General features: G+C 65.4%; 22 protein-coding genes. 7 read left to right on the forward strand and 15 right to left on the reverse strand.

The window, feature by feature from the left end; translation table 11 throughout:
- Window positions 1-27 precede the first annotated feature (27 nt).
- Window positions 28-1,479 carry a tetratricopeptide repeat protein gene (locus tag HOLFODRAFT_RS23215; RefSeq protein ID WP_005035840.1) on the forward strand — a complete coding sequence of 484 codons (1,452 nt, stop codon included), beginning with the start codon at window positions 28-30 and terminating at the stop codon, window positions 1,477-1,479.
- A 50-nt stretch (window positions 1,480-1,529) separates the two neighbouring features.
- Here HOLFODRAFT_RS23215 and HOLFODRAFT_RS0212360 read toward each other — a convergent pair whose 3' ends face one another.
- From HOLFODRAFT_RS0212360 to HOLFODRAFT_RS21070, 5 genes are all read right to left on the reverse strand, one after another.
- Window positions 1,530-1,817 (reverse strand): hypothetical protein, encoded by a 288-nt coding sequence (locus tag HOLFODRAFT_RS0212360; RefSeq protein WP_026939289.1) that lies wholly within the window; start codon window positions 1,815-1,817, stop codon window positions 1,530-1,532.
- Window positions 1,814-2,251 (reverse strand): flagellar export chaperone FliS, encoded by a 438-nt coding sequence (gene fliS / locus HOLFODRAFT_RS0212365; RefSeq protein ID WP_005035842.1) that lies wholly within the window; start codon window positions 2,249-2,251, stop codon window positions 1,814-1,816. The genes HOLFODRAFT_RS0212360 and fliS overlap by 4 nt, the downstream gene beginning before the upstream one ends.
- 71 nt (window positions 2,252-2,322) lie before the next feature.
- Window positions 2,323-2,697 carry a RidA family protein gene (locus HOLFODRAFT_RS0212370; RefSeq protein ID WP_005035843.1) on the reverse strand — a complete coding sequence of 125 codons (375 nt, stop codon included), beginning with the start codon at window positions 2,695-2,697 and terminating at the stop codon, window positions 2,323-2,325.
- A 95-nt stretch (window positions 2,698-2,792) separates the two neighbouring features.
- A complete protein-coding gene (locus tag HOLFODRAFT_RS24900) occupies window positions 2,793-3,758 on the reverse strand; it encodes an SWIM zinc finger family protein (RefSeq protein WP_005035844.1) in 966 nt (321 codons plus the stop codon).
- On the reverse strand, window positions 3,755-7,006 hold the full coding sequence (locus tag HOLFODRAFT_RS21070; RefSeq protein ID WP_005035845.1) for a DEAD/DEAH box helicase: 3,252 nt from the start codon (window positions 7,004-7,006) through the stop codon (window positions 3,755-3,757). The genes HOLFODRAFT_RS24900 and HOLFODRAFT_RS21070 overlap by 4 nt, the downstream gene beginning before the upstream one ends.
- A 47-nt stretch (window positions 7,007-7,053) precedes the next feature.
- Here HOLFODRAFT_RS21070 and HOLFODRAFT_RS0212385 point away from each other — a divergent pair, with 47 nt between their 5' ends.
- Genes HOLFODRAFT_RS0212385 through HOLFODRAFT_RS0212395 form a run of 3 tightly spaced genes read left to right on the forward strand, consistent with a single transcriptional unit; the run spans window position 7,054 to window position 10,901 of the window.
- A complete protein-coding gene (locus HOLFODRAFT_RS0212385; protein WP_005035847.1) occupies window positions 7,054-7,479 on the forward strand; it encodes an RpiB/LacA/LacB family sugar-phosphate isomerase in 426 nt (141 codons plus the stop codon).
- A gap of 12 nt (window positions 7,480-7,491) precedes the next feature.
- Entirely contained in the window at window positions 7,492-8,208 is a 717-nt protein-coding gene (gene rph, locus HOLFODRAFT_RS0212390; RefSeq protein ID WP_005035848.1) for a ribonuclease PH, read from the forward strand.
- The gene (locus tag HOLFODRAFT_RS0212395) at window positions 8,205-10,901 is read left to right on the forward strand and encodes a patatin-like phospholipase family protein (RefSeq protein WP_005035850.1); all 2,697 of its coding nucleotides are present in this window, start codon (window positions 8,205-8,207) and stop codon (window positions 10,899-10,901) included. The genes rph and HOLFODRAFT_RS0212395 overlap by 4 nt, the downstream gene beginning before the upstream one ends.
- A 1-nt stretch (window position 10,902) precedes the next feature.
- Here the strand turns inward: HOLFODRAFT_RS0212395 and HOLFODRAFT_RS0212400 are convergent, their stop codons facing one another.
- From HOLFODRAFT_RS0212400 to HOLFODRAFT_RS0212445, 10 genes are all read right to left on the reverse strand, one after another.
- Window positions 10,903-11,538, reverse strand: coding sequence for a MarC family protein (locus HOLFODRAFT_RS0212400; RefSeq protein ID WP_005035853.1), 636 nt, complete (start codon window positions 11,536-11,538; stop codon window positions 10,903-10,905).
- Window positions 11,535-12,221: an HAD family hydrolase gene (locus HOLFODRAFT_RS0212405; protein WP_005035854.1), complete on the reverse strand. Its 687-nt coding sequence runs from the start codon at window positions 12,219-12,221 to the stop codon at window positions 11,535-11,537. The genes HOLFODRAFT_RS0212400 and HOLFODRAFT_RS0212405 overlap by 4 nt, the downstream gene beginning before the upstream one ends.
- Window positions 12,218-13,132 carry a prepilin peptidase gene (locus HOLFODRAFT_RS0212410; protein WP_005035855.1) on the reverse strand — a complete coding sequence of 305 codons (915 nt, stop codon included), beginning with the start codon at window positions 13,130-13,132 and terminating at the stop codon, window positions 12,218-12,220. The genes HOLFODRAFT_RS0212405 and HOLFODRAFT_RS0212410 overlap by 4 nt, the downstream gene beginning before the upstream one ends.
- A 22-nt stretch (window positions 13,133-13,154) precedes the next feature.
- Window positions 13,155-13,616, reverse strand: coding sequence for a peroxiredoxin (locus HOLFODRAFT_RS0212415; protein ID WP_005035856.1), 462 nt, complete (start codon window positions 13,614-13,616; stop codon window positions 13,155-13,157).
- Window positions 13,613-14,317: a hypothetical protein gene (locus HOLFODRAFT_RS0212420; RefSeq protein ID WP_005035859.1), complete on the reverse strand. Its 705-nt coding sequence runs from the start codon at window positions 14,315-14,317 to the stop codon at window positions 13,613-13,615. Before HOLFODRAFT_RS0212420 ends, HOLFODRAFT_RS0212415 begins: the two co-directional genes overlap by 4 nt.
- Window positions 14,314-14,856: a hypothetical protein gene (locus HOLFODRAFT_RS0212425; protein ID WP_148300445.1), complete on the reverse strand. Its 543-nt coding sequence runs from the start codon at window positions 14,854-14,856 to the stop codon at window positions 14,314-14,316. Before HOLFODRAFT_RS0212425 ends, HOLFODRAFT_RS0212420 begins: the two co-directional genes overlap by 4 nt.
- A 74-nt stretch (window positions 14,857-14,930) precedes the next feature.
- Entirely contained in the window at window positions 14,931-16,271 is a 1,341-nt protein-coding gene (locus HOLFODRAFT_RS0212430; protein ID WP_005035861.1) for an ABC transporter substrate-binding protein, read from the reverse strand.
- Window positions 16,272-16,326: 55 nt separating this feature from the next.
- A complete protein-coding gene (locus HOLFODRAFT_RS0212435) occupies window positions 16,327-18,255 on the reverse strand; it encodes an APC family permease (protein WP_005035862.1) in 1,929 nt (642 codons plus the stop codon).
- Window positions 18,256-18,306: 51 nt separating this feature from the next.
- Window positions 18,307-20,247 (reverse strand): APC family permease, encoded by a 1,941-nt coding sequence (locus HOLFODRAFT_RS0212440; RefSeq protein WP_005035863.1) that lies wholly within the window; start codon window positions 20,245-20,247, stop codon window positions 18,307-18,309.
- Window positions 20,248-20,296: 49 nt separating this feature from the next.
- On the reverse strand, window positions 20,297-21,211 hold the full coding sequence (locus HOLFODRAFT_RS0212445) for a hypothetical protein (RefSeq protein ID WP_005035864.1): 915 nt from the start codon (window positions 21,209-21,211) through the stop codon (window positions 20,297-20,299).
- A 104-nt stretch (window positions 21,212-21,315) separates the two neighbouring features.
- On the opposite strand from HOLFODRAFT_RS0212445, the gene lipA reads away from it, so the two are divergent.
- The 3 genes from lipA (at window position 21,316) to HOLFODRAFT_RS0212460 (ending at window position 23,922) form a co-directional block, all read left to right on the forward strand.
- The gene (lipA, locus tag HOLFODRAFT_RS0212450) at window positions 21,316-22,173 is read left to right on the forward strand and encodes a lipoyl synthase (protein WP_005035865.1); all 858 of its coding nucleotides are present in this window, start codon (window positions 21,316-21,318) and stop codon (window positions 22,171-22,173) included.
- A gap of 73 nt (window positions 22,174-22,246) precedes the next feature.
- On the forward strand, window positions 22,247-22,894 hold the full coding sequence (locus tag HOLFODRAFT_RS0212455; RefSeq protein WP_005035867.1) for a DUF47 domain-containing protein: 648 nt from the start codon (window positions 22,247-22,249) through the stop codon (window positions 22,892-22,894).
- A gap of 8 nt (window positions 22,895-22,902) precedes the next feature.
- Window positions 22,903-23,922, forward strand: a complete 1,020-nt coding sequence (locus HOLFODRAFT_RS0212460; RefSeq protein ID WP_005035869.1) for an inorganic phosphate transporter — start codon at window positions 22,903-22,905, stop codon at window positions 23,920-23,922.
- Window positions 23,923-23,942: the final 20 nt, after the last annotated feature.

Here is a 23,942-nt window from a genome sequence, read left to right on the forward strand (position 1 = left end):
AGCAATAAGCCTGAAGGAGCCCCCGGGGTGAATCCGAGTCATTTGAAACTGTTGAGGAAGGCCCACGACCTGGACCGTTCAGGGGAGGGGTTGGAGGCTGTGGGGGCCTACCGGGAATTCCTGGCTCTGGAGCCACGTCACTCCAGTGCCTGGTCGAATTTTGCAGGACAACTGCTGGTCATGAATCAACTGGACGAGGCCCAGGATGCCTGTGACAAGGCCCTGCTGCTCGACCCCCGCAACCTGTCGGCACGCGTCAACTCTGCCTGCATCCTGATGCAGCGAGGGGACTGGGAAGCCTCCGAAGGGCAACTCCGTCAGGTCCTCACCTCCGATCCCCAGAGGACGGATGCGCGGCTTGCTCTTGCAAGGTGCCTCATCAAGAAGGGCGATCCTGGCGCAGCAGAGCAGGAAGTGGGAAAGGTCATTCACTGCGAGCCTGGCAACGTATCGGCTCACCAGCTCTTAGGTGGCATCCTCTATCCTCTCGGGCGCTGGTCCGACTTCCGGGCCGAGATCGAGCGATTCCGTAGACACGATCCCAACTCGGCCTATCTGGAATTCGAGACGGGTTTTCTGGATCTCCTTTTCGGGGAGATGCCCCGGGGCTGGGATCGGCATGAGGCCCGCTTGCGGGTCCCTGGTCTGGTGGGGCCGGTCCGGCACTTCGCCCAGCCTGCGTGGGACGGTGAGCCCTTTCCCGACAGAACCCTTCTGCTCCACTACGAGCAGGGGCTGGGGGATACCTTGATGTTCGTGAGATACGCCCCCCTGGTGAAGGCCCTGGGGGGTCGGGTGCTTCTGGAGGTCCAGCCCTCCCTGGCGGACTTGGTTGCGACATGCTCTGGTGTGGACGAGGTGATTCCCCATGGGGAGCCGCTCCCCCCCTTTGATCTGCAGTTATCCCTGATGTCTCTGCCTCGGGTGTTCCGTACGGATCTCTCCTCCATCCCGTGCGGGATCCCCTACCTGGACGTCCCGCGAGAGATCCCCCATCAGAAGGTGTTCGCTGACCTTCTCGCTCTTGCCCAGGCTCATGGGAAAGCCCGGGTTGCCGTGGTCTGGGCTGGAAGCCCTGCCCATAAACGTGATGAGGAGCGTTCAATTCCAGCGGCGGAGCTGGCGCCCTTGGCAGCATTCCCCGAGGTCGCCTGGTTCAGCTTCCAGCTCGGAAGGCAGGAGCTTCCCCCTTTGCCAAACCTGGTTTCCTTGGCTCCCCTGCTGACCGATTTTTCGGCTACAGCCTACGCGTTGAGTGGAATGGACTTGGTCATCACGGTGGATACTGCCCTGGCCCACCTCTCTGGAGCCATGGGCATCCCGACACTCCTGCTTCTCGCCTTCCAGCCGGATTGGCGCTGGATGCTGGATAGGGAGGACAGCCCCTGGTACCCCAGCCTTCGCCTCTATCGTCAGCCTGCCCCTGGCGACTGGAACAGCGTCATCCAGCGGGTGCTGGCGGATCTCAGTGGCAGCTAGTGCCGTGTCCCGTTGAAATGCGGGCCATTCAAAGCGGCTCTGACACCACCCTAGGAGGGCTTGTAGCCCTTGAGGGCCCTGGCGCCCTGGCGGTGGAGATTCATCTCCTCGCGAATCAGGTTCTGCTGCTTCAAGAGGTCCGAGGCGGTGGCACCCAAGCGGGTGGCCATTGCATGGGCCCGGGTCACAATGGAGGGCCAATCCGAACCTCGGTCAGCCGTTACCATGGCCGCGTGGAAGCGCTCATGCCAGGAAGCCAGAGCCTCTGCCTCAATGGCCCCCCCCTGGAGCAGTGACTCCAGGTCATCCAGGCAGTGGATCACATCCCGATCGCTCAAACCGAAAGCTCGTCAATGGAACCGGTGGCTTTAGGGGCTTGGTCCTTGGTGGTCTTCTGGCGGTGGAGTTGTTCCCAAGTGGTTTTGAATTCGCCCATCTGGGTAATGATGCGCTGAAGCCGCTCTGGTTGATTCTTCTGGGAGCCGTCATAGAGCTCCTCCGTCCACCAGTCGTAGATGCGAACGAGGTTATCCACAAGCTCGCCGCCTTCATCATGGTTGAGGCGTTCCTTCAGGCCGAAGATGATGTCTGCGGCGCGACCCACATAGTTGGCCTGGCCGACGAGATCGTGTTCAGCCATGGCCTTGAGGGTCAGGTGGATGAACCGCTGCCCACCCTCCAGAAGCATGGCTGCCAGCTGCTCCGCGCTTGCCCCCTGGATGCGATGGGTCAGGTAATGATCAGCGGCATGCCGTCCTGGGTGTTCATACATAGGAATCCTCTCACTTGCTATCGGCTTCGGGCCTCTGGCTGATAAGCCCTAGCCGAAGTTTGCCCGTGCTCCTACACTTCGGCGACCAATTCGATCTCAACCTTGGCCCCCTTGGGCAGGGCGGCGACCTGGACGGTGCTGCGGGCGGGCTTGGCGCTGCCGAGGTGCTTCTCGTAGACGGCGTTGAAGGCCGCGAAATCGGCGAGGTCCGTAAGGAATACGGTGGTCTTGACCACCCGGTCCCAACCGGTGCCTGCGGCCGCCAGGATGGCGTCCAGGTTCTGGAGCACGCGTTCGGTCTGAGGTTCGATGGGCCCCGTCACCATCTCCATGGTTTCGGGGATCAGGGGAATCTGTCCGGCGGTGAAGAGAAGGCTGCCGGTGATGTGCGCCTGGCTGTAAGGACCGATGGCGGCGGGGGCAGAGGGGGTGCTGATGAGGCGCATGGCTGTCCTTTCAATCCGGGGGAGGTGCGGGTGTTGCGGATGGATAGGTACTGATTCTCCGCGCACTCCGCGTTTCCGCGTGAGGCATTCTTTACTCAGGCCTTCTTCGACCAGCGCCGTTTGCGGTTGCGCCAAGCCTTGGGACGGGGATTGGCGACCGGCATGGGGCTTTCGAAGGGGGAGGGGGCCGAGGCCTCCTGGGCTCCTTCGGCGTCTTCCAGGTTCCCCACCCCTTCCTCGATCTGCTGCTTCACCATCTGGGCGGTGCGGTGCATGAGGGCCGCCAGGCAGAGGCTGGCCTCGATGCGCGCGTGGGGCAGGGGGCCCAGCTGGATGAAGACCGCCGGGTCCGAGGGGATCTCCCGGGAGATGGTGACCTCCGGGAGGGGCCCCTGGAGGGCGTCATAGGCCTCTTCGGTGCTGCGGAGCCATGGCTCCGCCATCGGGCGGCGCTGCCTCAGGAGGTCCTCCAGGGGGGTGACCTTCTTGGGGCGACCCCGCTTGCGGGGGGCAACCTCGACGGGAGCTGCGTCCATCTTGGCCTGGAGGGCGTCCAGGACCTCCTCCCGGGTCTTGCCACGGAGGTCGAAGAGGAGCCAGGGATCGCGGTCCAGGGCCTCGGCCATGATGTAGCAGACCGCGGCTACGTGCTTGCAGGGGTTGGCCCAGTCGGGGCAGTCGCAGTGGGTCTGGAGTTCCTTGGGAACCCTGGGATAGAGGCTGGCGCCGGCCTCCCGGAAGGTCTCGTCGAGGCCCTGAGGCATTTCACCCGCCAGGAGGCTGGCCACGAAGCGGCTCTCCTGGTGGATGCGGTCCAGGGCCTTTTCCCACTGGGCCGAGGTCAGGGCCGGGAGGCCCAGGGTGACGTTGTAGGTCTTGCGGCCGTGGACCTTGGCCTGGATTTCGCCGGGCACCACCACGAAGTGGCTGACGGCCCCTTCCTCGGCGTATTTTTTCCCCCGGGGGAGGCGGTTCTCGTAGTCGTCCCCCAGCTTCTCCAGGCCGCTGATCCAGAGCTTGCCCCACCAGGTGGTGCCAAAGCGTTCGCTGAACTGGATCATGAGATCACCCCCTTGCGGCTCGGGGCCTTTGGTTTCCGTTTGGCTGGAGCTTTGGGTGCCTTGGGTTTGGCGACCTTGCCGGGTTCCTGGGCTTCCGCCTCTTCCTCTTCCGGCTCTTCAACGGGCGGTGGCTCCGGTGCCGGAGGGTGGGGAGGCAGGGCGTGTCCATTCCCGTTCCCGTTCTCCTCGTCGCCCATGATGTCGGCGTCGGGTTCCAGGGCCACAAGGCGGCGCAGGGAATCGTCATCGAGTTCCGTGAGCCAGCCCTCGCCCGTGCCGACCACGCGATCCGCCAAGTCCCGCTTGGACTCCAGGATGGCGTCGATCTTCTCCTCCAGGGTGCCCATGGTGATGAGCTTGTGGACCTGGACATTGCGGGTCTGGCCGATACGGTAGGTGCGGTCCGTGGCCTGGTCCTCCACCGCCGGGTTCCACCAGCGGTCGAAGTGGAAGACGTGGGTGGCGGCGGTGAGGTTCAGACCCACGCCTCCGGCCTTGAGGCTGAGGAGCAGGATCGGCGCGGAGTCGGCGTCCTCCTGGAAGCTGCGGACCATTTCGTCCCGCTGATCGCGGGTGGTTCCACCGTGGAGGAAGGGGGGTTCGAAGCCCAGGACATCCTTGAGGTGCACCTGGAGCCGGTCGCCCATCTCCTTGAACTGGGTGAAGATGAGGGCGCGGTCGCCGATCTCCACCACCTCTTCCAGCATCTCGGTCATGCGTTCCAGCTTGCCGCTCCGGCCCTTGTAGGGACCGGTCTGGCGCAGGAAGTGGCTTGGGTGGTTGCAGATCTGCTTGAGGTGGGTGAGGAGGGCGAGGATGCGGCCCCGGCGCTCGATGCCGCTGACGGCGGCCAGGTCCTTGTCCATCTGCTCCACCCTGGTCTGATAGAGGGCGGCCTGCTCTTTGGTGAGCTGGGTGTAGACCTTCATCTCCTGCTTCTCGGGCAGATCCTGGATGATGTTCCGATCCGTCTTGAGGCGGCGGAGGATGAAGGGGCCCACCCGCTGGCGCAGGTCCTGGGCGGCGTCGGGGTCCCGGTATTTCTCGATGGGGGTAGCGAAGCACTCCTTGAAGGTGCTTTCGCTGCCGAGATAGCCCGGGAGGACGAAGGCCAGGATGGACCAGAGCTCCGAGAGGCGGTTCTCGATGGGGGTGCCCGTGAGGGCCAGCTTGAAGGGGGCCCGGATGCGGCGCACGGCCTTGGCCTGGGCGCTTCCGGCGTTCTTGATGGCCTGAGCCTCGTCCACCACCACCATGCCCCAGGCGCGGTTGCCGAAAATCTCCTCCTCCCGCCGGATCACACCGTAGGTGGTGAGCACCACCGTGTGGGGGATGAAGGTGGCGGGCAGCACCTCGCGGTTGTTGCCGTGGTGCACGAAGAAGGGCAGCCCGGGGGCGAACTTCTCGATCTCGCGCTCCCAGTTGCCCAGGAGCGAAGTGGGGCAGATGAGCAGGGTCGGTGGCCCGAACTGGGGGCTCTGGGCCTGGCGATGGAGGAGCATGGCCAGGACCTCGATGGTCTTGCCCAGACCCATGTCGTCCGCCAGGATGCCGCCGAGACCGAGGCGGGAGAGGCCTTCCAGCCAAGCCAGGCCCCGAAGCTGGTAGGGGCGCAGCTGACCCCGGAACTCCCGGGGCTGGGTGATGGGCTTGTCCGGCAGGTTCTTGAGCTCGGCCAGGGCCGAGCCGAAGTCTCCGGCCACCTCGACCTCGATGGCCTCGCTGACGCCGGGAATGCGCGCCGTTCCCGTGAGGGCCGCCGCCAGGGCTTCGCCCCGGGTCATGCTCTCGAATCCCGCACCGCGGCTGGCCTGGATGACCGCCGTGATCTGCTTGAGGGTCTCGGGGTCCAGGGCCACCCACTTGCCCTTCCAGGCCACCAGGGGGTGCTTGAGGCTGGCCATCTGGGCGAAGTCCTCCAGTCCCAGCTGATCGTCCCCCAGCATGAGGGACCAGTCGGCGCTGACACTGCCCTCCAGGCCCTCCTGGGTCTGTGCCGTCTTGCTTTCCGAAAGGCTGCGGGCGCCCAGGCGGACCTTGGCGCGGAGGCGCCGGGCGCCCCCCAGTTCGGCCATCTCCTCCGGAGTGTGGATGAGGAAGCCTGCCTCCTTCAACTGAGTGGCACCTCGCGTAAGGAAGGTCCAGGCTTCGGTGGGTGAGAGCTTGAGGTCCTCGGGCTTCTGTCCCGAGAGGGCCCCCTGAAGCGCGGGGAAGAAAGGGACGGCCCGGGCGAGGCCCCGCAGGAGCACCTTCCGGGCTTCCATGGCCACCAGCTCGGTGCCGGGCTCCCAGAGGCGGGAGACCGGAATGAAGTCGCCCTCCTGGGTCTCCAGGCCCACCCGCAGGCACCAGCCTGCCTCGGAGAGACGGTCGGCCTCCTGGATGGCATCCTTGCCGGGGGGCAGGGGTGGGGCCTCCAGCCGGAGGCTGGGGCGGATCCACTGGATGCGGGCACCTTCGCTCCACTGCTCCATCTGCTCGCCCAGGGTCCGCTCCGTGACCCCCACGGTGGGGAATTCGCTCATGGGGTGACTGAGTGCCACCATGATCCGTTCATCCCATGGCAGGCGGTCCCGCTTATGGCCCCGCAGGCGATGGATGAGGCCCAGGCGGGGATCCTCCCCCTGTCGCAGGGTTCCGGCGGCGAAGCGCACCAGGAAGTCGGCGCCGTCCTCCAGGAAGGCACGCACCAGGGCGTCGGCACCCGGGGGCATGGCGAGATCGTCGTCCACTTCCTCGGGCTCCAGGCCTCCCAGGGTCATGCCCTTGGTGAAGACCCACATATCGTCTTCCGGGAAGGCCAGCACCGAGGGGGGGATGGCCTTGACCAGCCTGTCCAGGGCTTCGCGGTCCGAAGGGCTGGTGAGGCTGATGCCCCAGGTGGCCCGCCAGGGCTGGTGGGTGGTGGTGAGTTGGGGCAGGACCGCTCCGCGGATCACGAAGGACTGGAGCAGGCGCAGGGCCGAGGCCCAGAAGGCCAGGCTGCCGCCCACGCGTTCGCCATCGGTGGGCAGGCTGGCCAGCCAGGGGAGGGCCCGCTGCCACCGGAGGGGGACCGTGTGGGTCTCCAGGAGAGAGGAATCGGGCAGGAAGATCCGAGCCCGGGCTGGGGTGAGGCGGTCACGGCCATGGAGGTTGCCGGGGAGGGTCCGGAGAACCCGCTGCCAGGCATGGGGATCCGCATCCCCAGGGAGGCAGATCACGAAGCCACGATCCATGGGCCGGTACTGAAGAATGGGGCGAATCATAGGGCGACCCCGACCCGTTCAGCTACCCTGGTAAGGGGAGCCACATTATGAAAATCGGATTTGCGAGCGATCATGCAGGTTACGACCTCAAGGAGCGTCTGAAGGCATGGGCCATTGCCCAGGGGCACGAGGCGGTGGACTTTGGTACCGATGGTCCTGCCTCAGTGGATTACCCGGATTTTGCGCACCGGGCTGCGACAGCGAAAGAAAAGTGGGAAAGGCTGGTTCTGGTGTGCGGTTCCGGTATCGGCATCAGCATTGCTGCCAACCGCCATGCCGGCATCCGCTGCGCCCTGGTGACCTCCCACGAGCACGCGCAACTGGCCAGACAGCACAATGACGCGAACGCCATCGCCTTTGGCCAGCGGCTTACAGATCCGCTCCAGGCTGAATCTTACCTCAAAACCTTCCTGGAAACGCCATTCGAAAACGGAAGGCACCAGGGCCGGGTGGATAAGATCGAAATCATTTAGGAGAGGAAGCGCATGCGGCAGTCTGAAGAACGGAGACCCCTCACCCTCGAACTGGGGGTCCAGCTCCACGCGGCGGGCTCCTGCCTGGTGCGCATGGGGAACACCCATGTCCTCTGCTCGGCCAGCCTGGAGGAGAAGGTGCCGGGCTGGATGAAGGGCAAGGGACGGGGCTGGATCACCGCCGAATATGGGATGCTGCCAGGGGCCACCCACACCCGTACGGATCGCGAGGCAGCCCGGGGCAAGCAGCAGGGCCGGACCGTGGAGATCCAGCGACTCATTGGCCGTGCCCTTCGCCAGGCCGTGGATCTCGAGGCCCTGGGAGAGCGGCAGATCACCCTAGACTGCGATGTGCTCAACGCCGATGGCGGTACCCGCTGCGCTGCCATCACCGGGGCCTGGGTGGCCCTGGCGGTGGCACTGCGCAGGGCGGGGCTGGCATCGGCCCTGGTACGCCAAGTGGCGGCGGTGAGCATCGGTGTGGTGGAAGCCGGTGAGGGACGCCAAGGCCTTCTCCTGGATCTGGAGTACGAAGAGGATCACCTGGCGGCCGTGGACAGCAACCTGGTGGCCACCCGCGCCATCCAGGGCGGGGAGCTGGAGCTGGTGGAATTCCAGTCCACGGGCGAGGGGCGCAGCTTCACGCGGGCTGAGGCCCAGGCTCTGGTGGACCTCGGGCTTCGGGGTTGCGGAGCCCTCATGGAGGCCCAGCAGCAGGTTCTGGGATGATTGCCCGGGGCCTTCTGGCGCTGGCCTCTCTGAGCCTGGCGGCCGCGCCGGAGCCCACCCCGGTACCCGTGCCGGTCACCCTCCTCCCGCCGGACTACATCTTCCACTTCACACCCAGGGTCCAGGTGCCAGGGCTCCCCAGGACCTCCCTTGTGCTCAGCGGGGGCGGGGCTCGGGGTATTGCCCATATCGGGGTTATCCAGCGTCTCGAGGAACTGGGGTACCCGATCGATACCGTGGCGGGCACCAGCGCCGGTTCCCTGGTGGGTGCCCTCTATGCCTGCGGCTATTCGGGTCGGGAGATCGAGGCCCTCTTCACCCGTGTGGACTTCAACCAGGCCTTTCTGGATCCGCTCCAGCGCAGTCCTGGCAGCACCCTGGAGGAACAGGAGTCGGATAACGGCACCCTCATCTCCGTGGAGGTGGACCGGGGCCGCCCCAGCTTCGCCCTGGGGCTGAGGAACGGGGGTGAGATTCAGCGGACCCTAGAAGGCCTCCTGGCCCGGGGCAGCTACTTCAGTGGCGGGGACTTCGATCGCCTCCGGGTCCCTCTCCGGGTGGTGGCCACCAATCTCTCCACGGGCAAGCCCAAGGTCTTCGCCAAGGGCGATCTGGTGGAGGCGCTCCGTGCTTCCATGGCGGTCTGGGGGGCCTTCCGCCCCGTGGTCATCGAGGAACAGCCGTTCGTGGACGGGGCGATGTCGGAGAACATCCCAGTCCTGACGGCCAGGGAAGCCTTCCACCAGGATCTCACCCTGGCGGTGGATGTGAGCAATCCCATGGTGCAGGACAGTCCCAGCAACTTCTTTTCGGTGACCGCCCGGGCCCTGGACCTCGCCATCGAGCGGCAACAGGACCTGAGCCGGGCCGCCGCCAGTATGGTGATCCGGCCGAAACTCACGATCGTGCCCTTTGCCAACTACGGTGAGCAGGTGCCAGAGCTGGTCCGGGCCGGGCGGGAAGCTCTGGATGCCCGGATCGGGGAACTGGGGCGTCTGGTCCTTGCTTCCATGGGGGAGGCGGAGATTCCGGGAGCCCGGCGTGTCGAAATCTGCGGGGTCCGTTCGGAGTCCCTCCAGAGGACCCTGGCCGCTCTCCTGAAGCCTGGGGAGCCCGTCCGGATGAGGCATGCCCAAGTCCTTCTCCAGCAGGCCCTGGTGCACGGCCTGGCCAAGTCCGGTAGTGTGGCCCTCTCCGGGGATCTGCTTCAGGTCCGCCTGGAGCCCTACGCTCCCGTGCGCCGCCTGGAAGTGGAGGCCCCGGATGGATGGAAGGCAACCTTCCAGGCAGAGCTGGCGGCCCAATGCCCCCTGGGGGAGGCGTACAATCCTCAGCGATTCGGCCATCTCCTGGAGCGTTGGGTCCACCGGATGGTCGTGGACGGCAGCCCCCTGGTGGACGCCAGGGGCAGCGGCTTTGATGAGGCCAGTGGAACCCTGAAGGTGCTGCTCCGCCAGCCCCTGTTGCGGGGGCTGGAGGTCCGGGATGGTCGGGAGCGCGACCGGCGCTACCTGGAAGATCTGCTGGGGCCCCTGAAGGGGCGTCCCCTCCGGGTTCGTGAACTGCGCAACAACATCTACCTGGCGGAACGGCGCCTCAAGCTGTCGGAACTCCGATACCAGCTGCGGCCTACGGTGAATCCCCTCACCGGAGAGGAGGGCGTGGAACTGGTGCTGGTGCCCATTCCGCGCAAAATCTACGCCGTGGACTTCACCCTGGGTTTCGAATCCACCCTGGGGAGCCAGGTGGGCTGCGTCTACACCACCCGCGACTTTCTGGGCACCGGGGCCGAACTGGAGCTTGGCGGGGGTCTGAACCGTCTCCAGCAGCAGGCGCGGCTGGTGGCCCAGGAGTCCTTCCGGGCCTTCCCCGGGGCTGGTCTGGAGGCCAGGGCCTCCTGGCTGGACCAGCGGCTGGAGCCCCGTCTTAGCCTGGAGTCCGGGACCCAGACCAACGAGTTCCGTTTCGGGGAAGTGGGGCTTGGCAGCTACTTCCGCTTCGGCCGCCTGGGGCAGGGCAAGGCCACCCTGGAGGCGAGCCAGCGCTGGGGCGAGCATCGGCAGGGCGATACCTGGACTCCGCATCGCTCTCTCGCACTGGAGCTCTCCGGTGAGTGGGACAACCTGGACCGCCACACCTTCCCTGAGCAGGGGCACCTCCTCCGGGCGCGCATCGGCCGGGGTCTGGCCCAGGACACCGCGACCCCCTTCCGCTTCGGCTACCTGCGTTCCCGCAATCTCTACCCGCTGGCGGAACTGGACCCCTCTACCCGGGTGGGCCTGGATCTGGACGGCGAGTGGGGTTACGGCAAGGATCTTCCGCTGGATCAGTGGTGGACGGTCGGAGGACCGGCTTTCCTGGTGGGCAGCCGGGCCATGGAGTGCCTTACTCCCGGGTTTGCCGTAGGGCGAGTGGGTCTGCCCATCCGCACCAACGGTCCCATCGGCCTTTCGCTTCAGGTGGTGCCCCGCTTCGACTACGCCTGTTTCTCCGCCGCCCCTGGCCAGCTCTTCAGCGGCACCCGGGCCATGGGCCATGGTCTGCTGGTGCGCACCATGGTGGCTAAGTTCTACGTGGAACTCTCCTACGGATTCCTCAGGACCTATGCGCCTGATCGGGGCTGGAGCCGCTACAGCGGCAGTTTCGACGCCCTCATTGGCACCCGGCCCTTCGATCTGTGGCGGAGGAGATAGCTCAGCGGAGCTGCTTCAGGACCTCGATCGCCCCGTCCACCATGAACTGGACGCCGATTGCCGCCAGGAGCAGGCCCATGATGCGCTCGAGGACAGCGATGCCGCTGCGCCCGAGGAGGCGCTGGATGGGGTCCGCAGTGCGCAGCAGCAGGTAGGCGATCAGGCAGGTGAGGGCGGTGGAGACGATGACGGGAATGATGGCGTGCAAGGTCCCGCCTCGCCCCGCCAGAACCATGACTGTGACGATGGAGCCGGGGCCCGCCAGGAGGGGGATGGCCAGAGGCACGATGGCCACATCGGCCTTGGACTCGAACTCGATTTCCTCCTCCGGGGAGGAGCGGGTGCGGGTGGGTTGGGCCCGGAGCATGTCTATGGCGGTCATCAGGAGCAGGAAGCCTCCGGCGATCCGCATGGCGGGCCAGGTGATCCCGAAGAGCTTGAAGACCAGTCCCCCGAAAACGGCGAAGAAGGCCAGGATGCCGAAGGCCAGAAGGGTGGCGCGTTTGGCCATGGCCAAGCGTTTCTCCCGGGGGTTGTGGGAGGTAATGGCGATGAAGATGGGCACCAGACCCAGGGGATCCACGATGAAGAAGATGGCCGAGAAGGTGACCAGGAAGGTGCTGAGGTGCGCCATCATGTCAACCCTTTGAGGCTGAAGCTCTCCAGGGCGAGACGCAGGTCGGCGTAGCCGGTGTAGGTGATGCCATGGAGCAGGCAGCGATCTGCCGCCTGGATGAAATCTGGGCGGTCATCAATGAAGATGCATTCCTCGGCCATGAGTCCGAGCTTGTCCAGGGCGTCCTGGTAGATCCTGGGGTCAGGCTTGAGGGCGCGCGCCTCGAAGGAGAGGGTCACGGCGTCGAAGAGGGGAAAGACCGGGCAGGTGCGGATCCCCCGTTCGAAGTGCCAGGGATTGGTGTTGGAGAGAAGTCCCAGCTTGTAGTGGGGCTTCAGGCGGCGGATCAGGTCGAAGGTGGACTCGATGGGGGTAAAGATCCGGGTGTAAGCTGAAATTAATAATTCACTGTCGAGATGGCACCCGCATAGCTCTCCCATGCCCTCCAGGAAGGCAGGGCCCTCCATATCGCCGCGCTCGAAGGACTCTGTCAGCGAGGAAAGGCCGTAGAGCTTCCCTTCCAGTTCCTGCACCGGCCGCCCAGAAAGCCCGGAGAGGGCCTTCAGGAAGAGACGGTTGTCGAAGCGGCAGATCACATTCCCGAAATCGAAGATAATGCCGCGGATCGGGGCCCGATCCCGGCAGCTGGGAAGGCACTCGCCGGATTCCTGATCGGGCTTCCGTGGGAGATGGTGGGAGTTCATTGCACCAGGCCCAGGTAGGCCGTCCAGAGGCCGGGGCCGTAAAGAACGATGGGGGGCGTCGCCAGGGCCAGGGCGCAGCCGAAGGGGAGCATGGTCTTTCCGGTTGCGCGGCGCATCAGGATCAGAGGCAATCCCACCAGGGTGCCCAGGAAGGCGCCCCCGAAGAGGATCCCCAGCATGGGTCCCCAGCCCCAGAAGGCCCCGATCCAGGCCAGCATCTTGAAATCGCCCATGCCCAGGCCATCGGTCTTGCGGATCCACTTGAAGATCTGGTTGAAGAGCGCAGGGCCGCCGTAGCCCAGGATCAGGCCGATGAGACTGGTCTTCCAGTCCACCGGCTGCCCGAAGAGATGCCAGGCCGGGGCGGCCTGGAGGCCATTGAAGAAGGTATCCACGGAGAGGAGCTGGTTGCTGCCGAGCCAGATTCGCGTGGCGTGGGCGGGCCAGAAGATCTGGGGGAGGGTGAAGAGCACCCCCAGGGCCATCAGGGGGAACTGAAGGGCGTCCGGCAGGATGAACTCCGTCAGGTCCGTGAAGAAGAGCACCAGCAGGGCGTAGGCGCAGATCAGCCCCTTGAGCCAGATCAGCGTGCCGAAGGGGAAGAGCCAGGGGGAGGCCGCAAAGATGAGCCCCGACAGCAGCTCCACCAGGGGGTAGCGCACCGGGATGCGCCATCCGCAGGCAGCGCACTTTCCCCGGAGCCAGATCCACGCCAGGAGAGGGATGTTGTGGTACCAGCGGATGGGCGCCTTGCAGGATGGGCAATGGCTCGGCTTGGTGGCCACGTTGCGGTCCTCCGGCTCCTCCTGGGGAAGGCGGTGAATGAGCACATTGGCGAAGGAGCCCAGTACCAGACCGAAGGCGGCCAGGATCACGGACAGGAACCAGGGGGGCAGGTCGATGGTGGGCATGACTCCAGTGTAGATCAGAGCCTCATCCTTTCAGTTCCTGGAGTTTGGCGATCACCTCCTCCACATGCCCCTTCACGCTCACCTTGGCCCAGACATGCCGGATGAGGCCTTCGGGATCCACCAGGAAGGTGCTGCGGATGATCCCCTCGGTCTCCTTGCCGTACATGACCTTCTTCCCGAAGGCCCCGAGGGGCGCCAGCAGCACCTTGTCGGGATCGGATAGCAGCGGGAAGGGGAGTCCCTGCTTATCGATGAAGTTGGCGTGGCTCTTGAGGCTGTCCCGGCTGATGCCGTAGACCTTCACGCCGAGGGCCTGGACCTGGGCCCAGTTGTCCCGGAAGTCGCAGGCCTCCTGGGTGCAGCCGGGGGTGCTGTCCTTGGGGTAGGCGTAGATCACGGTCCAGGCGCCCCGCAGATCCGCCGGGCTAAGAGTTTGGCCCTCGCTGGATTCCAGGGAAAAGGGGGGGAGGGGCTTTCCGATCATGGCATCTCCTGTCGCTCCATCTTGGATGCCGCCGCCAGCCCCAGCGCCACCAGAAGGGTGCCCCAGCCGAGCGGTGTGGGATCCGTGGCCAGCCTGGGCAGCTCCTCCTGGAGCAGCAGCCCCAGGGAATCGTGGTGGGGACCTGGGCCCAGGCCCAGGGTCCGGATCGTGGCCTCGCCCCACAGGACCCCGATCCAGGCAGAGGGGAAGAGCGTTGAGCCCTGCTCCAGGAACCAGGGGGCCCAGGTCCGGGTCCTGTGAAACCATCCGGCCCCCATCACATCGCCATAGCGCCAGGCCGGGCTCTCGGTGAAGGCGTCCAGGCGGGCACTCAGGGGTGCTTCGAGATGGAGTCCCAGGAGGAGGGCCAGGAGCAGTGCCAGTCCCAGCCATCCCATGCCATCCCACAGTGCCGCCAGGGGAATGAGGTAGAGGAGGGGTGGCAGGGCCCGGAGGGCCGAGCGGGCCCCAGCTCCGGGGAGAAGGGCCAGGGCCAGCCCGAAGCTGATGCTGCCCAGGGCTACCGCCGAGGCGAATCCGCAGCTGCGAGTGCTGGCATGGAGGAGCCGGAGCAGGGCCTCCCGGCCCAGGGAGTCGGTGCCCAGGGGATGGAGCCAGGAGCAGGGCAGGCCCGCACTGAAGGGATCCATCGGGAGTTCCGGAAGGAGCAGGGCCAGCAGGAAGATCAGGCGGAGCTTCACGCCTTCTCCCTCTGAAAGAGGGCCCACAGGCTCGCGAAGCCCAATAGCCAGAGCCCCATGCCGACCCGGTCCCGGAACGCCACCCGCATCATCCAGTCACTTCCGGGGCCACGTATTCCCAGGAGCCGCTCCAGGACCAGGGTGGCGGTGAGCCACAGGGGTAGTCGGGCACCCAACCAGCGAGGTGCCAGATGGCGCAGGGCCATGCGGCGGGAGAGGCAGGTGGCCTCCCGCCCCCAGGCTGCTGGAACGGGGAATTCCTCTGGGAGTGTTTGGGCCAGCCAGCGGAGCTCCCCGGGGAGGGCCGCCAGGAGGAAGGCCATGGCCAGGGTGGTGAAGGCGGGAGGGCCCCAGGCGGCGGGCCATAGTGCCAGGGCAAGGCCTCCCCAAAGGAGGTCTGGGATGGCCTCCCAGAGGGCCAAGGCGCGGCCATGGCCCAGCTTCGGCCCCAGCCATCCCGTCAGGAACAGGGCCAGGAGGGCCATGGCCAGGAGAAGGACCAGCACCTGGAGGGCCGTCAGCCACGGGAAGGAACCCAAGGGGTGGCTCCGGGGGGCCCCCGGGAGAAGGAAGGCCAGGAGCAAGGCCAGGACCCATAACGCAAGGCCCCGGGTCACGGTGTCCAGGTCCAGGCGCTGGGGCCGGGGGTGGTGAGGTAGAGTCCCAGAGGGCTTGGCACCACCTTCAGGCGCTGGTCCACCCAGAGCACACTGCTGAAATCCAGGAGGGGCAGGGCCCCAGGCTGGCGGGACCAGAGCTCCTGGAGCCGGGTCCATCCCGGGGAATTCGGAGCATTCAGGGTTTCGCTGATCCCCCGGTAGTCAGGGTGGCTCCACCCGCAGAAGTTCAGGGCCCCGCCAGGCTCCAGGTAGTCCAGGACGCTCCAGGGATGGGGTTCGAAGAGGTTGAGGGCGCAGGCCAGACCGAAGTCCCCCCGCTCCAGGCGCTCCACCAGAAGTCCTGGCTCCACGGGGTGGGGTACCAGCTCAATCCCCTCGCGGCGGGCGCGTTCCCGAAGGGCCAGGAGCAGGCGCTGCACCAACTCGTCCCCGGCCGCGTAGCTCACCTTCCAGATCCGGTCTGCGCACTCTGGGCTGCCCTGGATGGGAACGGGGGCAAAGCCCAGGGATTCAGGCCAGAGCCCGCGGCTGGGTCTTGCCTGGGGCCCGAAGAACCCCTCTGGGATGGCCTCCCGGCGCCAGATTTCGAAGCGCTTGAGGGGTGCGGCCCCCTGGCGGCTGAAAATCAGGAGCTGGGCGTGGGTGGGCTGGCGGATCTCCCGGAAGCCGGGTGGCGGGGCCAATCCAGGCCGGGCTGGAACGGTCCCGAGGCTGAGCCAGCCCTTCCGCAGGTTCTGAAGGATGGCCTGACTGTCCGGGATCAGGCGGAAGCGGAATCCGGGGATCCTGGGACTCAGGAAGTGGGGTCGGGATTGCAGGCGCCACTCGTCCGTGCCCGTCTCCAGGGTGAAGGGACCGCTCCCGGTTCCGGGCTGTCCTCGTCGTGCCACCGGGATGCGGGCCAGTTCCATCAGGAGCCGGGGGAGGGGTTTGGGTGTGCCCAGCCACACCCCTTTCTCCTCCGTTTCGACCCGGACTCCCGCCAGATAGCTGCGCTTGGCCAGGCTGGACCGAGGGGATCTCTGGATCTCCCGGAAGGTCCAGGCCACGTCCTCCGGAGTCACGGCTGCGCCATCGGAGAAGCGGGCTCCCTGCCGGAGGGTGAAGGACCAGCCCTCCCCCTTCTTTCGCCATGCCGTGGCCAAGCGGGGCACGGGCCTGCTTGAGGCGTCCACCCCTGTCAGGGCGTCCCCGGTCAACATCTGAAGAATGATCTGCTCCTGACCATCTCCAGCTATGAAATCCAGCGGGCCCGGGTCCACGGCAAAGCTTTCCTGGACCACCTGGGCATTTGCGAAAAGACAAACCGCCAGGAATAGGGCCGGAAGTCTCATGAATCACCATGGATGAATTGGGGGCCATGGTGGCATAAATGCATGAAACAATCAATTATCGAGGCAGATGGATCCTGACAGAGGTGACGATGACGCCGGGCTTCATCATCAGGCCGGTCTTGATCCGGAATGCCATCTGCCCGTGGAGGAGCCGCTCCCACCAGGTGAAGGTCACGAACTCCGGCAGGATCACCGTGAGGCATACATCCGGCTCGGCTTGGCGGAAGCGTTCGACCTCTTCCAGCACCGGTTCCACGATGCGGCGGTAGGGGCTGGGGACAGCGCGCAGGGGGACCCCCATGCCGTAGTGATTCCAGTCGGATCGGAGCCGGGCCAGGGCGGGGCTGTCGGTGAAGCCGTCGGAGCCCAGGTCCACGGTGAGTGCTTCCACGCGATCCCCCGAAATCAGACGGGCATAGGCGAGGGCCTCCACCACCCCACCGTGGATCCCTGAGATCAGGACCAGGGCGTGGTGCTTGGGGGGGAGGAAGGCCTCCAGCCGACTGACAGCCAGCTTGGCCTTGATGCCGATGTAATGCCGGTGTATCCGGAAGAAGACATGCACCAGGAAGGGAATGAGCAGCACCACGAACCAGGCCCCGTGGGTGAACTTGGTGATGCCGATATCCAGCATCACGATCCCTGAGGTGAGGGCCCCCAGGCCGTTGATGGCTGCCTTCGTGTGCCAGTGGCGGGCCTTGTTCCGCAGGCGGAACCAGTGGACCACCATCCCTGCCTGGCTCAGGGTGAAGCCGATGAAGACCCCCAGGGCATAGAGGGGCAGCAGCAGGTCGGTGTTGGCGTTCAGAATCCAGACCAGAAGTCCCGAAACCAGGGTCAGGATGATGATGCCGTTGGAAAATACCAGACGATCGCCTTGGATGGCGAACTGCTTGGGCAGGAAGCCGTCCCGGGCCTGAAGGGCCGCCAGGCGTGGGAAGTCCGCATAGGCGGTATTGGCGGCCACCACCAGGATGGCGAAGGTGCAGCCCTGGGTGACCAGGTAGACCAGTCGGGGCAGACCTGAACTGACATCCCCGTAGATGGCCTTGGCCAACTTGGAGAGGAGGGTCTCCCCCACGATGGAGGGGTCGGCGCTGTGGTGGTAGGTCACACCGAAGTGATGGCTGAGAAGGGTGATGCCCATGAACATGCCTCCCAGCAGCAGGATCATCCAGATCATCGTCTTGGAGGCGTTGTGGGCCGCAGGCTCGCGAAAGGCCATCACCCCATTGGAGATGGCCTCCACTCCCGTCAGCGCGGTGCAGCCAGCGCTGTAGGCCCGCATGAAGATCCAGACCAGGGCCGCTCCAGACACAAGCTGGGTCTTCTGGATCTCCCGCCCGGCCTGTTCCAGGCTGGGGGCGGGCGGGGGGCCACCAAAGGCCCACTGCCAGAATCCGGCCACCAGAAGCAGGATGATGCAGGCCACGAAACCGTAGGTGGGGATGGCGAAGAAGCTGCCGGACTCCCGGACCCCACGCAGATTGGCTGCCGCCACAAAGACGATGGCCAGGATGGTCAGGAGGACATTGTGGCCCTGGAGCCATGGGAGGGCGGAGGTGATGGCGGCCACCCCAGAGGATACGGAGGCCGCCACCGTCAGGATGTAATCCGTCAGCAGGGCGGCTCCGGCTGTCTGGGCTGCCAACTCTCCGAGGTTCTCCTTGGCGACGATGTAAGCCCCGCCCCCACCGGGGTAAGCCCTGATCGTCTGCCGGTAGCTGGTCCCCAGGATCAGGAGGAGAGCCACGATTCCGCAGGCAACGGGAACAGACATTCCGAAGAGCCATGCTGCCCCGACCACGCCAATGGCCATGCCAGAGGCGGAGAGGGAGGCCATGATTTCCTGGGTGGCGTAGGCCACCGAGGAGAGGGCATCGGAACTGAAGACCGCCAGGCCCACAACGTTGCCGATCCGCGACTTCTCGGTTTCATCACTGGCAAGTCTGCGGCCGAGGAGGATGCGTCGAAGATTCAGCATGGCACCTGCCGGAGAAGATCATTAGGAGCTGATGGCAGCCCCCAATATGGGTCATTCTCCGACGGTGTCCAAGTGGTAGGGGATGGAGATCACGACAGTCCTGGGCCGGGTGAGGAGCATGGCCTTCAGGCGCCAGGCGGTCTGGTTGTGCAGGAGGTTGCCCCACCAGCGGTCCGGCACGAACTCGGGGATCAGGATGGTGGTGGTGTATTCAGGCTCCGCCCTGGACATGCGGTCCAGCTCCTCGACGATGGGCTCTACCACCTTGCGGAAGGGGCTGTTCACCACCCGCAGGGGAATCCCCTCACAGTACTTGTGCCAGTCTGCCTCCAGCTTGCCCCGCTCGGGACTGGGGCGACCGTGCTCATCGGGGAAGTCCACCGTGAGGGCCTCGACCTCGCGGTTGCCTGCGATGGCCTTGGCGTAGCGGAGGGCCTCCAGGGTCCCCCGGTGGATCTTGGAGACGAAGATGATCACGCGGTTGGGTCGGGGGTAGATCTCTTCCGTGCGGCTGGCGGCCAGACGGGAGCGCACAGAGATGTAGTGGCGATGGATGCGGAAGAAGAGGATCACCATGGCAGGGATGAGCACCACCACGATCCAGGCCCCGTGGACGAACTTGGTGAGCCCGATGTCCAGCATCACGATGCCGGCCGCTACCGCGCCGACGGCATTGATGATGGCCTTGAGGCGCCAGGACTTCTCCGTGAGGCGGTAGTTGATCCAGTGCATCACCATGCCGGTCTGGCTGATGGTGAAGCCGATGAACACGCCCAGGGCGTAGAGGGGCAGCAACAGGTCCGTATTGGCGTGGCAGGCCCACACCAGGAGGCAGCTCACCACGGTCAGGAAGATGATGCCGTTGCTGAAGACCAGACGGTCCCCCTGGCTGGCCAGCTGCTTGGGCAGGAATCCGTCCCTGGCCTGGATGGCGGCCAGGCGCGGGAAGTCAGCGTAGGCCGTGTTGGCGGCCACCACCAGGATCGCGAAGGTGAAGCCCTGGGTGATGTAGTAGAGCAGCTTGGGGATACCCGCCACGGGGGCCCCGTAGATGGCCTTGATGAGCTTGGAGAGGAGGGTCTCCGCCACATGGGAGGCGTCGGTGCTGTGGGAGTAGGTGACCCCGAACTTGTGGGCCAGGAGGGTGATCCCCAGGAACATGACCCCCAGGAGGCCGATCATGTAGACCATGGTCTTGGCGGCATTCTTGGAGGAGGGCTCCTTGAAGGCCTGCACCCCGTTGGAGATGGCCTCCACGCCGGTCAGGGCGGTGCATCCGGCGCTGTAGGCCCGCATGAAGATCCACACGACCCCGAAGGCCGAGGCATGGGTGGCGGTCCTCACGGATTCGTGGACCTGGACCGGTGAGGGACCGCCCGTCAGCATCACCTTCACAAAGCCCGTGGCGAGCAGGAGCAGCATGAGGGCGATGAAGCCATAGGTGGGCACCGCAAAGAGGGCCCCGGACTCTTTCACGCCGCGGAGGTTCGCCATGGCGATGAAGATGATGCAGGCGATGGTGATGGTCACGTTCCAGCCCGCCATGGCGGGAAAGGCCGAGGTGATGGCGGCGACGCCCGAGGAGACGGAGGCCGCCACCGTCAGGATGTAGTCCGTGAGAAGCGCCGAACCCGCCGTGAGGGCGGCGAGTTCCCCCAGATTCTCCTTGGCCACGATGTAGGCCCCGCCCCCGCCGGGGTAGGCCAGTACCGTCTGACGATAGCCGATGCCCAGGATCAGCAGGAGTCCCACGATGCCCAGGGCCACCGGGATGGAGAGCCCGAAGAGGGCGAGGGCCGCTCCGCCCGCTGCGGCTCCAGCCATATGCACATTGCTGGAGAGGCTCGCCATGATCTCCTGGGTGGCGTAGGCCACGGAGGAGAGGGCATCCGAGCTGAACACGGAAAGGCCAACGAAGTTGTTGACCTTGGTGTGTTGGGATTCGTCGCTGGCGAGGCGGCGACCGAGGAGGGCACGTCTGAGGTCGAGCATGGACACCTTAAAAATCGTACAACCCTTGGATTATCCTCGCCTATCGTTGTCATTTCATCTTATCAATTGCGTCTTGATGGAATCTTGATGTCCAGGTCACAGCCTCAATTAAGTGGCGTTGTTCTTTGGAAATGGTCCAAAGCCAGCGTTCCCACTGGATAGGCTCCGGGAGAAGGGTCTCCACCGCCATGCCAGGCAGAGGGTTGCTGAGGGACAGATCGCCTGGGGACTGGAGTTGTCGAGTCCACTCTGGCTGGAAGGGAGCCAGCTGGAGGGGGGTGCTGCCGTGGATCACGGCCCGGTCATAGACCAGGCAGAGTTCGGCACCGCATGCCTTGAGGAGTTGGATATGGGTCTGGAGAACACGCCCGATCCAAAGGTCCAGGGCCTCGGACAGGGGGTCGGGGTCCTCGGGATCCTCAGGCCAGGGCGAACTGCGTCCGAACTCCCGCTCCACCAGGCGCTGGGCGACCACACCCAGCTGCCCCATCCAGTTGGCACTGACCACCAGGGCGGGACGATGCAGCTCCAGCCATTGCTGGAGCTGCCGGGGCTCAGGGTGCAGGGAAGGGATCAGGCCCGCCAGGCGACGGGCCGCGACTTCGGGGTTCCGGGCCCGGTCGGAGCCGGGCTGGCGGATCGAGCGCCGGGCTAGGCTCTGGAGTTCCTCCAGGCTCCCGGTGAGGTCCCCGAAGACCCAGTCGGGCCAGCGTCGCCATCGCATCAGTGTCCGCAGGCGGCTTGTGGGATCTATGTCCCATCCGGTGCTTTGCCCCGGGGCCAGATCCCATGGGACTTCCAGTCCAGAGCCTGCCCCCAGGATCAGGACCGGGCGATCCCTGGGAGCCCGTTGGAGGCTCTCCCCGATGAAGGTCCGGATCCGCTGGAGGTGGTGCCTCCACTCCCGGTTCCGTCGGCGCAGGAAGGCGCTCTGTTCCGCCAGGAAGAAGGTAGAAAGTCTCACAGGGCGATTCTATCCGGGACCGGGAGTCACATGGGCAGGCCCTTACGGCTCTTTACTCGCGCACTTCGTGTTCCCGTTCCGTCCATGGGTCGTAATCTTGGGGCATGGCCCCTGATCCAGGAGAACTCCAGCGCCTCCCCGAATGGATTGCCCGGGAGCGGACCCGCTTGGGGGCGTGGCACGCCATGAAGGCGGGGTTCCGCGCTTCAGGGCTCCACACCGTCTGTGAGGAGGCGCGCTGTCCCAACCGGACCCAGTGTTTTGGCCAGGGCACTGCCACCTTCCTGCTCCTCGGGGACACCTGTACCCGCAACTGCGCCTTCTGCGCCATCCATCACGGGATCCCGCTTCCTCCGGACCCCATGGAGCCCCAGGCCATCTCGGAGCAGGCAGCTTCGCTTGGCCTGGACTATGTGGTCCTCACCTCCGTCACCCGGGATGACCTGCCGGACGGAGGGGCAGGCCACTTCGCCCTGGCCATCGAGGCCCTGCATCAGAGCTGTCCGGCGGCAGGGGTCGAGGTGCTGACCCCGGACTTCCAGGGTTCCCGAGGGGCTTTGATGCGGGTGCTGGAGGCGGGGCCTGCGGTCTTCAACCACAACCTGGAGACCGTCCCGCGGCTCTATCCCGAGGTGAGGCCCTCCGCTGACTATGGGCGCAGCCTGGACGTGCTGCGCTGGGCCGGGGCGCTGCCCACCAAGTCCGGTCTGATGCTCGGTCTGGGAGAGACTCCCGCGGAACTGGACCGGGTTTTCGAGGATCTCCTGGAGGTTGGCGTGGATTTCCTGACCCTGGGGCAGTACCTCAGGCCCACCCGTCGGCAGCTTCCAGTCCACCGCTACCTGCATCCTGATGAGTTCGAAGCCCTTGGTGAGCGGGCCAGGGCGCTTGGCTTCCGCCGGGTGCAATCAGCGCCTCTTGTGCGAAGCAGTTTCAGGGCAAAAACAACCCAGTCCGGGTGACATCGGTGTAACATTCCGGACCCCGGGGGGTGACGCGGGAGCCGACAAGGTATCCTTTAGCCTGGGAGGATGCATGTCCTTTAATTCAATCATGAAGTGGATCAAGCCGCGGGAAGTCGTCTTCTACGACCTGCTGGAGCAGTCGGCCGCGAATGTCCTGGATACCGCCAGGGCCTTCGACAAGGGGATCCGCTCTACGCCAGGGGAGGACTGGGTCGTCTTCCGTCGCGGCATCAAGGAACTGGAACACCGGGGCGACGAAACCACCCACGAGATCCTGGATCGCCTGGACAAGACCTTCGTGACCCCCCTGGAGAAGGAGGATATCCGGAGTCTGGCGCACGTCCTGGACGATATCGTGGACTGCATCGACTCCATGGCCGAACGTCTGGTCATCTACCGAGTCACCAAGGTGCCCGTGCCTTTCCAGGATATGAGCGCCCTGGCGGTGGAGGCCTCCGGGGAGCTGGTCAAGCTCATGCACGGGCTCCGCAGGCTTTCGGATACGTCTGAGGCCAGATCCCAGATCCGTCTCATCAAGGAGCTGGAGAACCACGCGGATACGGTCTACCACCAGGCTCTGGGCGAAATGTTCGAGCGCAACCTGGAGGTGATCGAGCTCATCAAGTGGAAGGAGCTCTTCGACACCATGGAACGCACGGTGGATGCGATCGACCTGGCTTCCCAGGTGGTGGGTTCCACCATCATGAAGAACGCCTAGGGGCTGCCATGTTTCACTATGTTCCCCTGGCCCTGATCGTGATCGTTCTGCTTGCCTGGTGCATCGACTGGATCAACGGCTTTCACGACACCGCCAACGCCATCGCCACCGTGGTTTCCACGGGTGTGCTGCCGGGCCGCATCGCCGTGATGATGGCGGCCGTCCTCAACTTCGTGGGGGCCCTCATGGGCACCCAGGTGGCCACCACCATCGCCAAGGGCATCGCGGATACCCAGTTCGTGGTTCCAGCTGTCATCGTGGCTGCGCTTCTGGCCGCCATCGTATGGGACCTCCTCACCTGGTGGTTCGGGATCCCCAGCAGCACCAGTCACACCCTCATGGGGGGCTTGGCGGGGGCTGTGGTAGCCCATGCTGGCTTCAAGGCCCTGCATGTGCACAAGCTGGAAGAGATCGGGGCCTTCATCGTGATCTCCCCTCTCCTGGGCTTCGCCATCGCCTCGGTCCTGATCATCTCCATCCTGTGGATCGTCCGGCGCATGTCGCCCCACAAGGTCAACTTCGCGTTCAAGAAGCTCCAGCTGGTTTCGGCGGCGGGCATGGCCTTCACCCACGGCCAGAACGACGCCCAGAAGGCCATGGGTGTGATCTGCCTGGGGCTCATCACCTACAAGTTCCTACCGGGCGGCTCGGCCAAGGTGGTCGTTCCCCTCTGGGTGAAGTTCGGGTGCGCCATCATGATGGGTCTGGGCACTGCCACCGGTGGCTGGAAGATCATCAAGACCCTGGGGCACCGCATCGCCAAGCTGCGGCCCATCCACGGCTTCGCCGCGGAAACCGCCGCCGCCATTGTGCTCTTCACCACCGCCCACCTGGGCATCCCCGTGAGCACCACCCACTCCATTACCGGGTCCATCATGGGCGTGGGGGCCAGCATGAACGCCTCGGCCGTGAAGTGGGGCCTGGCGGGCAACATTTTTGTGGCCTGGGTGCTGACGATCCCCGTCAGCGCTGGTTTGGCGGCCCTCTTCTACAAGATCATCGCCCCGCTCTTCATGCATCCGATGTAAGGCGGGCAGACCTGATGGAA

The sequence above is a fragment of the Holophaga foetida DSM 6591 genome (assembly GCF_000242615.2).
Taxonomy (GTDB): Bacteria; Acidobacteriota; Holophagae; order Holophagales; family Holophagaceae; genus Holophaga; species Holophaga foetida.